A 13,585-nucleotide genomic window follows, 5' to 3' on the forward strand; every position below is an offset into this window, starting at 1 on the left:
AATGGATTTAACACCTATATTTCTTAGCCTGAAACTTGCCTGTGTGACAACGTTAATCCTTTTTGTGATTGGCTTGCCCATAGCCTATTGGCTATCTGGCCGTAGTTCCATCCCTAAGCTAATCATTGAGGCAATAATTACCATGCCATTGGTATTGCCACCTTCGGTGCTGGGATTTTATTTGTTATTGGCTTTTAGCCCTAAAAATGCTTTAGGAAAATGGCTTCAGGAACACTTTGATATACACCTGGTATTTTCATTTGAGGGCTTAATCCTGGCTTCAGTTATTTACAGCCTGCCCTTTATGGTAAGTCCGGTAAAATCGGCTTTTATTCATCTACCAACCTCCATAAAAGAGGCATCCTATACGATGGGTAAGTCAAAATTTGAAACCCTATGGTATATATTATTACCCAATATCAAATCTTCTTTATTAACCGCCGCCGTACTTACTTTTGCACATACCTTAGGAGAATTTGGTGTTGTTTTGATGATTGGTGGAAATATACCAGGTGTAACCAAGGTTGCCTCAATTGCCATTTATGATTCGGTAGAAAGTATGGATTATGCCAATGCCAATTATTACTCATTGATTTTGTTTTCAATCACCTTTGTGATAGTTCTGGCTGTCTTCATTTTTAATAGAAAATCTGCAAAAAGCCCCCTTGAATGATCGAAATTAATATAAAAAAACGAGTCAGGACTTACAATGGCACTAATCTTATTGAGATAAAGGCTTCGTTTCATCTTCAGCATATTACCCAGATTATTGGTCCTTCGGGTTCGGGTAAAACAACGCTCTTAAAAATTATTGCCGGCTTGATTAAACCGGAAGAAGGCAAGATAACGGTGAACGAGAATGTGTGGTTTGATACCAAAGCCAACACTAATTTGGAGCCTCAGAAACGTGATGTAGGCTTTGTATTTCAGGATTATGCCTTGTTTCCAAATATGACCGTTATAGAACACCTTCATTATGGTTCAAACGATCCTCAATATATTGATCGGTTAATAGCTATAGGTAGGCTTGATGCTTTTAGAACACATAAGCCCAAACATCTTTCAGGGGGGCAGCAGCAGCGTCTGGCTATTTTAAGAGCTTTATCTACAAAACCAAGTCTACTACTAATGGATGAGCCTTTTTCAGGGTTAGATAATGTACTTAAAAAGGATGTAATTATCGATCTGAAGACATTATTTGATGAACTAACAATTACCTGTCTGGTTGTAACCCACCATCCGCTGGAAACGGAGGGTTTTGCCGAATATTCCTTTGAGCTTGTTTAACCAATAACTTGCACTATGCACTTTTTTTGGAGTTTGCGGGACCAAAATATAGTTTCCAAGCCGAGAAAAAGCCTGTATCCTAAGATAACAGGCTTTTCATTTTAATTGTCTGGGTATAACTTTTCCTTACTTTTCGCCACCCCAGCATGGCACCTGTAATGGAAAGTAAGCCAGGTAATAAACCTATGATCACGTATAATATTTTGATGGCGATACCACCAAAATTCGCCACGTGAAGAGGAAAAAAGTGGCTTCTACCCTTTCCCAAAAACCGTATTCAGCTAATAGTTCAATAGAAATCACTTTTCATGTTGCAGGATCGATAGCAATCGAATTTCCATTATAGAAGAATGCGGATTGGCCTTTTACTGTACTCCTTGCCTCGAAATTCTTTCCGGGCTGGGTGGGTAAGTAAACTTTTTTAAGGACTAAGCCGGGCATATTTTTCTTTGCATTACCAAGCATTTTATCTTGTTTTGTGAAAACAAGGTATTTATCGGAGTTGGAACAGTTTGTTTTTTCCAGTATGCGAAATCTAATAAAAAGAGAATGCCAGTTTGGTTATTGATTTTGATCTGTTCACCGGATTTGATAGCTTCTCATAAATAGTGGCGATTTTAAAAACACCACCATTCAGGCCAGTCTTACTTATCGTTTTTAAGCATCTACCCAAAAAATCACAATTAAGTCCCTTTTGCGTTTAGCTACGGGATTTTTTGCAAAGAGGATCTCTATTTTGATTCCAGTTCATCCTCTTGCAGTTCGCTTATTCTATCTTTGATCACCTCTGCATGTTCCATTCCCCATTGATCTATTTTGGAAAGAATGGGCAATAAGGTTTCTCCCAGAATAGTAAGCTTGTATTCAGTCCTTTTAGGATAAACATCTTCCGCGCATTTTTCAACCATACCGTAAAAAAGCAGTTCTGCCAATTGCATCTCGATAACACGTGTGGATGCTTCAGTGATATATCTGGCAATTTCACTGGGTCGCGAAATGCCTCTGCTGATTGCATCCAGGATGCAACACTTCCATTTCCCTCCCAATACTCTCATCGCTAAATAGATACCACAATCTGGATCTTCTTGTATTTTTCTTGTATACATACTTTTATTATTGCTGGTTAAAATTACTGAATCCATCCCGAACCTCACAGTAACCCTATACCGAATCTTTTATCGGTTATTGCTCACCAAATATCTTTCGGGGAACTTTGTGTTATCGTTTATTGTAATTAATAAAATCAAATAAAGAATCGGAAATGCAAAAAGAACTGAATGTAAAGGGCCAATTTAAACTTAACTGGACAGACATACTACCGTTATTAATATGGATAACTGTTTTTCTTATGACCTGGTTATTCATGCATGGAGCAGATCATTACCTGCAAATGACGCCAGAAGCATTAGGCAGATACTTCCCGCAACGATGGTTCCTCATAGCTCATATAACAGCTGGTGGTGGAGCATTGATTTCTGGCATTATTCAATTCTGGCCTAAACTACGCACCTATAGCTGGAAAATACACCGTGCAATTGGTTATTTGTATCTGCTGTCGATCCTGGTAAGCAGTATCAGTGCCCTAGTGCTTGCTTCAACAACAGCACATGCCGTGAATTGGGCTTACGCATTTACACTGCAGATCTGGGCCAGTGTTTGGATCAGTACGACTTTTATTGCATTCTATACTGCTATGAAGAAACAATTCAAGCTTCACAAAGAATGGATGATCAGAAGTTACCTTGTTACTGTAGCCTTCCTGATCTCAGGTTTTATCTACAAGATTCCATTCGTACAGCAATTAGGCAGTTTTGAAGAAGTCACTGTCCCGCTATTCTGGATGGGTTGGGCAGTGCCGCTTTATACTTATGAGGTAATCCGCAGCACTTATTCCAGTAAGAAACTTAAACATTGAACTGTCGTAACTGACGTGTCTGAAAGCGTCCTCGTTAGAAATATATTTTTGGTTATAGTTTCCTTATTTATATTGGTTGTTTTAATGATACATTTAATTTAAAGACTTATATTGAATATCCAAATCACTTGACAAAATAAACATAAGCCTTTAATTCACTGTCTACGGCCAAGATGACTTAAATATATTCACATGAAAAGTAAAAATTCTGTTTTTATTCTCTGTTTATTTTTAGTTGTTGTCTGTGTTAACTGCACTCAAAAACCAAGCAGTTCATCAAAAACAAGCACCTCAGATGTTAATAAAGGAGTAATAGTATTTATAAAATCCAATAAATCTGACTCCGGACAGATTCAGGTTCTTAACCGATATGACAATACAGAGCTTTTAGAGTTTGGGGAAAATGATACTATACGAATTAATTCAACTGAACCGATCAATGTTACCCACCTAATCAAAACGAATGCCATCTGCTTTAGATTTTATCCAAATGACACAATTCAGGTAACTAGAGAGAAAAATTCAAATATTCCTTTATATCTATCCGGTGATTCTTTAAGAGACATGGAACTTTTGTATTTAGCTCATCATAGTTATGTTTCCATCCGGACACCAAAGGATAATATTAAAAGGATAAATGCAGCACTACAGGAAATTAATAATACTACAATCAATGAGATTAACTATTTAAAAAACCATGCCAATGAAGTTGGTATGACAAAATCATTTATAAATGAAGAATTAGAAAATATTAAATACCGAAAAACGGCTAAACAGATTGGTCTTTTATTATTGAAACCGGATGTAAGTCAATTAGATTTGGCGTCTTATAAGGCAGTGCTTAATGATAGTTTTTTTACCTATATGCTTTCTTTTCATCAATTGTGTCACTACTATTTGCAGGCAGTAAATCGTTCTTTCAAAAATGACCCTAATGCCAGCTTCAACTGGATCAATAGTAACATTAATGGCAAAGCAAAAGATATATTGTTATTTCAACTGATAAAATCACCCGATGTAATTCAAGATCGTACTATTGTTAATCAACTAATAATCCGGTATGATACAATAGCTAAGGATAGTGGATACAAAAATTATCTTTCAAAAAACAATGTGCTTTCGGATGTTAAATTTATGGATAAGAATAAGGATCTTTTAATAGATAATACAAACCAAACCAAGACTATCAAATCTTTATTTGCCGGATTGAGAAACAAAGTAATTTTCATAGACTTATGGGCAAGTTGGTGCATTCCATGTAGAGCTGAAATGCCTTTTTCCAAAAAGCTTAAAAATGAGTTGATAAATCATAAAGATATTGCTTTCTTATACATTTCCCTTGACAAGGATAAAGCAATGTGGGAATTTGCAGAAAAGGATCTGGAACTTAACCCGAAAGAAAGCTATCTGTCTGTAAATAACTTTAATGCCGAGTTCATAAAAAACTTAAATGTTAAAACTATCCCCAGATATATTATTATTGACAAAAGTGGAGGTATCAGAGACCCTGATGCCCCCAGACCAAGAGATAAAAAGCTAAAAAACACTTTACTGCAACTGCTAGATTAAATTGTTGACTAGCGCTCCGAGCACCTAATTACAAACCTAAGCCAAAGTCATTTTCTTGTTATTCCTGCTCCACTCGCTCCAGCTCCCAACATACAACTTCGGGATTTCTAAACCGGCATAATCTATTGCTAAAAGCGTATGACAAGCTGTTACGCCAGAACCACAATGCACAATTACATTTTCAGTTTTATAATCAGTTAAAGCTTTTGAATATTTTTCTTTTAGTATTTCAGGGGCTAAAAAAGCTCCGTTAGCATCCAGATTCTCAGTAAAAGGAATATTTATTGCGCCAGGAATATGGCCGGCAATTAAATCAATTGGTTCGGTTAGTCCTGCATAACGATTAGCATCGCGAACATCAATAACTACATAACTATCACTGTTGCCAGCAACTTCCACCTCATCTATTTCTGCTAATGGCAACTGCCATTCGGTGATCTGATAGGGCTCTGCTGCTTTTGGAGTTGGAATCTCAGAACTAACAGCAAATCCCGCTTTAATAGCAGCATCATAACCGCCATTTAAAACCTGAACCTTTTGATGCCCTATTGATTTTAGCATCCACCAGAATCTGGCAGCAGCATTAGAGCCATGCTTATCGTCGTAAACAATTACATGGCTATCCTTTGTAACTCCATACTTTGTTAAAACTTCAGAAAAATGCTCAAACGTAGGTAAAGGGTGCCTGCCCCCAACCGCGAAATCCTTAATATCGGCCAGATCTGTATTTAAATCAAGATAAAAGGCACCATCTAAGTGCTGTTCATCATACCTGGCTTTCGATCCGGCACTAACATCAAATAAAATAAAATCGCTTTTACCTGGTAAAAGCAATTCCTGTGGTTGTATTATAGAAGATAATTTCATGGTATTTAAAAACCATGAATATATGAAAACTATCCCAACATTATCCGCGGAAAAGTAATGGTAAAGGTTGAGCCCTGCTTAACTGTGGATGCCACCTTAATATCAATACTATGATATACTGCAATACTTTTAACTATTGAAAGGCCGAGCCCATAACCCACATTTTCAGATAAATTGGCTTTTCTGAACCGATCGAAAATAAAGTCGATATCTTCACTGGCAATGCCAATACCCGTATCTTTAATAAAAATCTGATAGTCGCCCTGCTTGTTAAAAGCATCAGTAACTGTTACGCTCCCACCTTCAACATTGTATTTAATTGCATTATTTATCAGGTTATAGAACAACTGAAAAAGCAGATCATGATTCACATTTTTTAGGATAACCTTATCTTTAATATTTATGGCAAAAGTAAGGTCTTTATCTTCTAACCTGTGACTAATCTCTTCTTTTATGTCTTCCAGTAAATCAGCCAGTTTTACCGATGCCAATTTTACAAACTGATCGTTCTCAATTCTTGAAATGAACAGCAGTGAGGAAGAGATTTTCTTTAACCGATCCAGCGTTTTCATCATTCCCACAATACGCATTGCCACATCTTCGGTGATCTGGTCATCAGCAAGCAGATTTTCCATCTTGTTTTGGAGGATGCTTATCGGTGTCATCAGCTCATGCGAAGCGTTGGCTGTAAACTCTCGCTCCTTTTCAAAGTCGATATTGATCTGATCCATCAAACTGATGAGCGACTCATCTAAATATTTAAAGTCCTGCGTGGTGGTTTTTACAGGTTCACTTTGATCTTTAAAAGGAAATTTTCGGTTTAGCAGTTTACTTTCTATGATTTTGCCAAGCGGTCTTATCAAGACCCGGGTAAAAATAAGGTCTATTACAATAGTTAGAGCAATTAACCCCATCAAAACATATAAGGCTATGCGCTGCAGTGGCTTATTATATTGATTGATGCTACCTACTGTTTTTCCGATCTCCAGCAGGTAGTTTTTGTCTTTAATTTTAAAGGTATGACTAAGCACGCGGTAGTTCAATGTATCCTGTTCTACAATACGTTCTACTGTTTTTATAGTATCAATAAGTAGCCCAGGAGCAGCAGGTTCAAGGGCAATATATTCTTCTTTAAGCATAGTATAACTACCAAAACTATCATCGCCCTGCAGGTAATAATCAATGCCGTTTTTGTGTACATTATCTATAGCCTTCTTCTGCTGATCTCTTAAGGAATAATTGGTATATTCTGATGCAATACTTGCTACCAAAAAGGGCATAGAAAGTATAAACAACAGCACTACTGCAAGTTTAGATCCGGTAATGAAGTAAATGAGCTTGGCAGATAGTTTCACGTTTATTTCTTTATTCTATAGCCCACACCACGTACTGTCTCGAGCCACTCGGTAGGCGCCCGTAAATTTAATTTTTTTCTGATGTTTTTTATGTGTGCATCAATGTAATTCGAATCATAGTCATCGTCAGCAAAAGTGCCCCAAATGTGCTCACTTAACTGCATTCTTGTTAAAACACGGTTTTTATGCAGAAACAGATAGCTTAACAAATCGTATTCCTTACGCGACAGTTCAATTTGTTCTTCTTTGTATTGAACAAGGCGCTTTTGAAGATCAATGCTAAATTCCCCAAGTGGGACCGCTTCTTCCTTTACATTAAACTTACGGCGGGCAATTGCCTGCATTCTTGACTGAAGTTCTAGCAACGAAAAAGGTTTGGCAAGGTAATCATCAGCCCCAAGATCTAATCCTGTTATCCTGTCCTCCAGATTGCCTCGGGCAGTTAAAATAATATATGCAGCTTCTGGATTGTACTTTTTTGCTTTTGGTAGCAGTGATAGTCCATCGCCATCTGGCAAACCAAGATCAAGCAGAATAAAGTCGTAGCTGTTTATTTCAATTTTTTCTAATCCTTGTGCTACGGTATGTGCCAGGTCGCACAAATAAAATGCCTTTTTTAAAAAGGTTTCCATTTCGTAGGCAAGTGTTTTTTCATCTTCAACTATGAGTACTTTCATTTATGCAATTAAAATTGATAATAAAAACCAAGGCCAATAAACGATTGCTGCCTTTTAGCTTCGGTAATGGCATTTGCACCTAAAACAGAAAACTGATAGCTAATCTCAGCCATGTAACTAGCTCTGCTATAACTTAATGGTATTTTAAAATTGTATGACAAAAGCTCGAAATTTGTTGCCGGCAAAGTAGTGGTTATTGTACTATTGCCATTTCCGTTGCCATTTCCCTTTCCGTTGCCATTATTCTTATTCTTCTGTTCGGTATAGGTTTTTAGAAAGTGCTGTGTACCCGCCACTATTTCTATGGAAGGCTCTATGGATAGCAGATCCTCCTTAAACAGTGTGCCTAATTCTATAAGCTTTGAATTTGTTAAACCTGCAAACACGTCACTTTCCTGTCCAAAAGCATAATCAACAGACAAAGAACTCTTAAACCATGGCCAATGATAGTCGGCTGATACATTCAGATTATTCTCATTAGATGCTTGCAGTAGCGGGGAACCCTTTGGGTAGAATGATCTGCTATAACTTATTCCGAAAGCAAATCTTTCGTTAAAATCATGGTCATAACCAACCCCTAAATCTGTTTCGGAAATACCTGATCCAACATTTAAAAGTTTATATGCACCTACGGAAAAGTATAGTCCAACAGGCAATCTTACCGTTGCATTGGCCAATACATAAGGCAGCTTTTCGGCTGTTGTTTGTCCGTAATAACTGACATTATTGCTATATAAAGCGGCTAAAGTTACTGTAGTTTTCTTTGTTTCGGTAGAGTCTATGTCTTTTTGAGCCTTAACTTTTATACTTAGCAAGCAAATCATTACACTAAGGGATAGTAATCTCATACCAGCTAGTGTTTTTTAATTTTGGGGCGATTTACTTTGATGGGTTTAACATCTGGCCTCCCCTTGGGCTTAACAACCTCAGGTTTTGGTTGTCTTCTTGATTTTGGCACTTCCTTAACCTCTTGCTTTTGTCTGTCTTCTTTGGAACGATCGGCTTGTTCAGATTTACCTTTCTTTTTCTGATAAAAAGATTTCAGAGATGAGGTTCCCAAAGTATTTGAGACTGCAGGCGAAACAAGTAAACAGATGGCTATTGTTACAGTTAATAAGTGTCTGACCATTGTTTGTAAATATATTGAAATGCTCATCATGTAAATATAAAGAAAGTTTACCTCTTTCGAGGCAAACTTTCAACCCCTCCTAAAACATATTCATGTTCATCTGCGCCACTCAATATCTATAACAAAGGTTGTTTGCTAACATGAAATTCAGATGAAATTTGAAAAGAAAAAAATTATTTTTTTAATTTCATGTTGTTTTCATGTTCAGAATTGAGCTTTGAGTTATTAATTGAAGAATTTAAAACTCTACTACTATGAAAAACAAAACAATTTACGCAACCCTGATGGTATTGGTTATTGCAATAGCATCATTTATAGGTTGTAAAAAAGACAGCCAGGCTTCGGGTACTACTAAGGTAGAGATCAGGATGACTGATGCTCCGGGAGATTTTGACGCCATCAATTTAAATGTAAAGCAGGTAATTCTGCTTTCGGATGGTAAACCTTACACCTTTGAGGTTGATCATGGAATATTCAACATCCTTGATTTCCGTATCGGAACCAGTAACCCAGATATTTTAATTGCCTCTGGTGATATGCCATCAGGTGAGATCACTGAGATCAGACTTGTACTTTATGATAATAACACCATCGTTGTTGATGGTCAGGTACAGGATTTAAAAACACCTAGTGCACAAAGCTCTGGATGGAAAGTAAAACTTACAGAAAACCCTGAATTGGTACCAGGGGTTACGTATTCTCTGCTTCTTGATTTTGATGCTGCTAAATCTATTGTTGCAACGGGAAATGGAAAATATATACTTAAACCTGTTGTTAGAGGTGTTACCGTTGCAACATCTGGTTTAATTTCTGGTGTAGTGTTACCATTAACAAGTCACCCGGAAGTTTTGGTTATTGCCGGAACTGATACCGTTGGAACTGTAACAGATGCTACAGGTATGTTTACTGTTGGAGGGTTAGCCACAGGAAACTACACTGTAAAAATATTACCTGTTGAGGGTTTTGCAGAAACTACTATTCCTAATGTTGCTGTAACGGCCGGTCAGAATACCAGTATAGGTACCGTTACTTTACAGTAAACATAATTACCATTTTTTAACACACACTTTAAACATATGGTTATGAAAAAGTTAATATTTTTAACATTACTTGGGGCGATTGGGTTTTTGCCTAACAAGTCAAAGGCTCAGGTTAGCCTTAGCGTAAACATTGGTTCTCAGCCTGCCTGGGGGCCATCAGGCTATGATCATGCTGATTATTATTATATGCCTGATATTGAGAGTTACTATTATGTTCCTACCAGACAGTTTATTTACCTAAGCAATGGGAACTGGACTTTCTCTGCGGGCTTACCTCCAAGATATAGAGACTATGATTTATATCATGGATATAAGGTAGTTATTAATTCACCTGAGCCATATCGTCATTATAGAGACCATAGGGTAAGATATTCGAGATACAGATCATACCGTTCTCAACCAGTTCGTTACAGCCGTCAGGTACGCTATGTAGATAGAGGTTATGACAGACACGATTCTTACAAGTATAAAAAATACAAAGGGAATGACAAAGGCTGGAAAGGTGATCGTGGAAGAGGACATGGAAACGGACATGGCAATGGTCATGGACACGGAAAACATTAGAGTTCCATTTTTTAGTTAAAAGGCTTTGAACCGGATGGTTCAGAGCCTTTTTTGTTTCAACATGCTAATTCGGTTGATTATTGTGCTAAGCACAGAGAGTAAAAAACCCTCAATTATTGCTCAATTGCATGTGTACTATTAACAATAAGCACCAGCAATATTAAAAAATGAGCAGCAACAAAAACATACTAAACGCATTCTATCTTATTCTGATAAGCTCTTGTCTGTTTATCTACCCGATTATTATTTCTTTTAAAAATGACCATGCTTTTTGGAAGTCGAAATTTCTTACCATAAACAAGGATGGCAGCATTGCTTATATCCCCGATGAAAAAGGAAATACCATCCCCGATTTCAGTAATGTGGGTTATCATCATGGATTAGCAGAAATACCCAATATAAGAGTAATTAAAACGCTTAATCCTGCACTAGGCGATGCAGGCAAAGCAATTCAGCAGGCTATTGATGAAGTTGCTGCTTTAGCGCCTGATAAAGATGGCTACAGAGGGGCTATCCTACTTAAGAAAGGAAGCTATCCAATTGCCGGAAGCATTTCTATTCAAACAAGTGGTATTATTTTACGCGGAGAGGGAGATGCTACAAAGCTCATTGCGACCGGAAAAGGGCAAAGATCTTTAATTAAAGTAAGTGGAAAGGGAAAAGTTGCTGAAGTAAAAAACAGCAGGGTAAAAATTGTTGATGGCTATGTACCTACAGGTGCAAAGTCCTTCGATATAGCATCATCAGAAGGCTTAAAAAAGGGCGATCGTATCATAGTTTTCAGACCGGGAACCGAAGCATGGATTCATGACTTAAAGATGGATCAGATTATTGCCAGAGATGGCACCAAACAATGGACAGCACAAGAATACAACCTTAGTTATGAGCGACAAATAACAGCCATTGATGGAGATAAGATTTCTATAGACAACCCGATTGTGATGTCTATGGATAAAAAATACGGCGGTGGTGAGGTATTCAAATATCAATACGCTGGTAGATTAGCTGAAAATGGTGTAGAAAACATACGTTTTGAATCGGAATATGTTGGTGATACTGATGAAGACCATGCCTGGGTTGCAGTTGAATTTGATCATATTGAAAATGGATGGGTAAGGAATGTGAGTTCATATTATTTTGGCAACTCTTGCGTAAGTCTGAGAGCCGGCGCAAAAAATATAACTGTAACCAATTCTAAGTGCTTTGATGCAAAATCTATCATTACAGGTGGCAGAAGGTATTCCTTTAATAATGAAGGTCAGCAAAACCTTTTCCAGAATCTGGAGACTACTGAAGGACGCCATGATTATGTTACCGGAGCTCGTGTTAACGGACCGAATGTTTTTTACAACTGCAAATCCAGAAAAACACATGCTGATATTGGACCGCACCACAGGTGGGCTTCAGGAACATTATACGACAACATAGATACCGATGGAGAAATTAATGTGCAGGATCGTGGCAATTGGGGCAGCGGACATGGCTGGTCAGGTGTAACTCAGGTATTATGGAACTGCAAGGCATCGGGCGCGGCGGTACAAAACCCATGGGTTTCAGGAAAGAATTATGCAATAGGTTTACGAGGTAAAAAGCTAAAAGGTCGCTTGGATGGTAAAGAAAGTGGAGAATGGGAAGGCTCAAATCAGTCGGGTTTAGAGCCTTCTTCTTTGTTTAAAGCACAGTTAAAAGCAAGAAGCATGAAATAAAACCGATGGGTTAATGCCTTGTACCATACTAGTACACCTGTTTTCCTAAAAAACACCTTCTTAGAGGAGACCCAGTAACTTTTGCCTTTTTTAGCGAAGCGGGCAAAAGTTACTGGGTCTGAAAAGAACGGTTATTTTTGCCTTTATTCGATTTTAAATACCTTGGTCATTCCTTTTTTCCAAGATGGGCCAATAGCTTCTGTTTTCCAGAAAGGTTCATGCGCTAATTCATCAGGTTTTAAGTACAATCCATTTTGATCCTTTTTTAGCTTAGTGTTTTTAACAGTAAAGCCTCTTGGAAGCTCGCCAAAAACACCAGTACCAACAATCAGATTGTCTTTAAACTCAATTTCTACCTTATCATCGTTCCATTTTAGCGGTTCATGATCTGCTACAATTACATTTTTTGAGAAGATGGTGTTTAGTGGTGGCAAATACCTTCCTGGATTATAACCAGCGCTTATCGAAAATGGTTCAGTAGCGTTAATGATCAGGTTGTTGATGATACTTGCGTTTTTAACCTGCCAGTGGCTTTTAAGCTCCGGATTCGGTAATCCGGCCATAATAGAAATAGCTGCGCTAACACTTTTACCGGTAATGCCTTGCAGGTAATTATCGTGTACATTGTGTCCTTCAGCAATTATCCTTATTCCGCCTGTGCCTGGTTTATTGTTGCCTATAAAGTAGTTCCCATATACTTCTGAGTTATTGCCATGGCGCAAAGTAAGAGTTGCTTTGCACTCATAAAACAGGTTGTTGCGGATAATATTTTTGCACGATTTAATAGATACAGCTTCCAATTCTCCGTCACAATGTTCAAATATGTTGTTTTCAATGGTAGTTTTTGAATCATGAAGCGACCAGGTGCTGTTACCTATCCTTAAAGTCTCCCCGCCATTGCCTCCCAATTCCGGTCTTTCCCCAAAATAGTTATGGTCTATTCTGTGGTAATTAGGCTTGTCTGACAGCCATATCGTAAGGGTAACACCCTGATGGCTTTTACCTTTGATAAAGCAATGATCTACCCTGTTGTTAAAACCATTCATAGATATCCATCGATAATCGGCTGTTTTATCGGGGTTGTTATACTCAACAATAGCAGTCTTTGTTAGCCTGCACCAGGTTGATTTGGTTGAGAATAGTACTACATCACCTTTGTCAATATATCCATTGGCAAAGGAAAGACCATCGACAACCAGCCATGTACCATCAATTTTAAGTGTAGAACTTCCACTTAGTGTAATGCCGCCTGGTATTGCGGTGATAAGTGTAATAGGCTTGTTTTTTGTGCCCGTTCCTTTAAATACCAGTTGCTGATCTTTCCATTCCCCGGCTTGCATAATTACCTTATCGCCTGGTTTTAAATTCAACGCTGCCAGATCTTTGGCCGATTGTATTTTGTATTCTTTTGCGATTAAAGAGGAGTTCATCCCCAAAAAAAGAATCAGTCCTAAAATTATGATTTTCTTCATTGCA

Annotated in this window: 16 protein-coding genes; 7 read left to right on the top strand and 9 right to left on the bottom strand. The window is 37.7% G+C overall.

Features of this window, described 5'->3' with window-relative positions; all coding sequences use genetic code 11:
• Position 1 precedes the first annotated feature (1 nt).
• Both modB and AC6CH7_RS22285 read left to right on the top strand, forming a co-directional pair.
• Positions 2-673, top strand: a complete 672-nt coding sequence (modB, locus tag AC6CH7_RS22280; RefSeq protein WP_498264796.1) for a molybdate ABC transporter permease subunit — start codon at positions 2-4, stop codon at positions 671-673.
• Positions 670-1,287: an ABC transporter ATP-binding protein gene (locus tag AC6CH7_RS22285; protein WP_498264797.1), complete on the top strand. Its 618-nt coding sequence runs from the start codon at positions 670-672 to the stop codon at positions 1,285-1,287. The genes modB and AC6CH7_RS22285 overlap by 4 nt, the downstream gene beginning before the upstream one ends.
• A gap of 79 nt (positions 1,288-1,366) precedes the next feature.
• Here the strand turns inward: AC6CH7_RS22285 and AC6CH7_RS22290 are convergent, their stop codons facing one another.
• The 3 genes from AC6CH7_RS22290 to AC6CH7_RS22300 all read right to left on the bottom strand — a co-directional run bounded on the left by AC6CH7_RS22290 (position 1,367) and on the right by AC6CH7_RS22300 (position 2,393).
• Positions 1,367-1,519, bottom strand: a complete 153-nt coding sequence (locus tag AC6CH7_RS22290; RefSeq protein WP_498264883.1) for a hypothetical protein — start codon at positions 1,517-1,519, stop codon at positions 1,367-1,369.
• A gap of 74 nt (positions 1,520-1,593) precedes the next feature.
• On the bottom strand, positions 1,594-1,752 hold the full coding sequence (locus AC6CH7_RS22295) for a hypothetical protein (protein WP_498264798.1): 159 nt from the start codon (positions 1,750-1,752) through the stop codon (positions 1,594-1,596).
• Between the two features lie 266 nt (positions 1,753-2,018).
• Positions 2,019-2,393 carry a winged helix-turn-helix transcriptional regulator gene (locus tag AC6CH7_RS22300; protein WP_498264799.1) on the bottom strand — a complete coding sequence of 125 codons (375 nt, stop codon included), beginning with the start codon at positions 2,391-2,393 and terminating at the stop codon, positions 2,019-2,021.
• A gap of 155 nt (positions 2,394-2,548) precedes the next feature.
• On the opposite strand from AC6CH7_RS22300, the gene AC6CH7_RS22305 reads away from it, so the two are divergent.
• Together AC6CH7_RS22305 and AC6CH7_RS22310 are read left to right on the top strand one after the other, a co-directional pair.
• Positions 2,549-3,202 (top strand): DUF2306 domain-containing protein, encoded by a 654-nt coding sequence (locus AC6CH7_RS22305; RefSeq protein WP_498264800.1) that lies wholly within the window; start codon positions 2,549-2,551, stop codon positions 3,200-3,202.
• Between the two features lie 192 nt (positions 3,203-3,394).
• Positions 3,395-4,771 (top strand): TlpA family protein disulfide reductase, encoded by a 1,377-nt coding sequence (locus AC6CH7_RS22310; RefSeq protein ID WP_498264801.1) that lies wholly within the window; start codon positions 3,395-3,397, stop codon positions 4,769-4,771.
• 36 nt (positions 4,772-4,807) lie between these two features.
• Here the strand turns inward: AC6CH7_RS22310 and AC6CH7_RS22315 are convergent, their stop codons facing one another.
• Genes AC6CH7_RS22315 through AC6CH7_RS22335 form a run of 5 tightly spaced genes read right to left on the bottom strand, consistent with a single transcriptional unit; the run spans position 4,808 to position 8,799 of the window.
• Positions 4,808-5,638, bottom strand: coding sequence for a sulfurtransferase (locus AC6CH7_RS22315; protein ID WP_498264802.1), 831 nt, complete (start codon positions 5,636-5,638; stop codon positions 4,808-4,810).
• Positions 5,639-5,667: 29 nt separating this feature from the next.
• A complete protein-coding gene (locus AC6CH7_RS22320) occupies positions 5,668-6,993 on the bottom strand; it encodes a sensor histidine kinase (protein WP_498264803.1) in 1,326 nt (441 codons plus the stop codon).
• A gap of 2 nt (positions 6,994-6,995) precedes the next feature.
• Positions 6,996-7,670 carry a response regulator transcription factor gene (locus tag AC6CH7_RS22325; protein ID WP_498264804.1) on the bottom strand — a complete coding sequence of 225 codons (675 nt, stop codon included), beginning with the start codon at positions 7,668-7,670 and terminating at the stop codon, positions 6,996-6,998.
• Positions 7,671-7,678: 8 nt separating this feature from the next.
• On the bottom strand, positions 7,679-8,518 hold the full coding sequence (locus tag AC6CH7_RS22330) for a hypothetical protein (protein WP_498264805.1): 840 nt from the start codon (positions 8,516-8,518) through the stop codon (positions 7,679-7,681).
• A 5-nt stretch (positions 8,519-8,523) separates the two neighbouring features.
• Positions 8,524-8,799 carry a hypothetical protein gene (locus AC6CH7_RS22335; protein WP_498264806.1) on the bottom strand — a complete coding sequence of 92 codons (276 nt, stop codon included), beginning with the start codon at positions 8,797-8,799 and terminating at the stop codon, positions 8,524-8,526.
• A 254-nt stretch (positions 8,800-9,053) separates the two neighbouring features.
• Here AC6CH7_RS22335 and AC6CH7_RS22340 point away from each other — a divergent pair, with 254 nt between their 5' ends.
• The 3 genes from AC6CH7_RS22340 (at position 9,054) to AC6CH7_RS22350 (ending at position 12,109) form a co-directional block, all read left to right on the top strand.
• Positions 9,054-9,839: a DUF4382 domain-containing protein gene (locus AC6CH7_RS22340; protein ID WP_498264807.1), complete on the top strand. Its 786-nt coding sequence runs from the start codon at positions 9,054-9,056 to the stop codon at positions 9,837-9,839.
• A 42-nt stretch (positions 9,840-9,881) separates the two neighbouring features.
• Entirely contained in the window at positions 9,882-10,403 is a 522-nt protein-coding gene (locus tag AC6CH7_RS22345; RefSeq protein ID WP_498264808.1) for a hypothetical protein, read from the top strand.
• 167 nt (positions 10,404-10,570) lie between these two features.
• Positions 10,571-12,109, top strand: a complete 1,539-nt coding sequence (locus tag AC6CH7_RS22350) for a hypothetical protein (protein ID WP_498264809.1) — start codon at positions 10,571-10,573, stop codon at positions 12,107-12,109.
• 143 nt (positions 12,110-12,252) lie between these two features.
• Here the strand turns inward: AC6CH7_RS22350 and AC6CH7_RS22355 are convergent, their stop codons facing one another.
• Positions 12,253-13,581 carry a polysaccharide lyase 6 family protein gene (locus AC6CH7_RS22355; RefSeq protein ID WP_498264810.1) on the bottom strand — a complete coding sequence of 443 codons (1,329 nt, stop codon included), beginning with the start codon at positions 13,579-13,581 and terminating at the stop codon, positions 12,253-12,255.
• Positions 13,582-13,585: the final 4 nt, after the last annotated feature.

The sequence above is a fragment of the Pedobacter sp. GQ55 genome, from assembly GCF_059758925.1.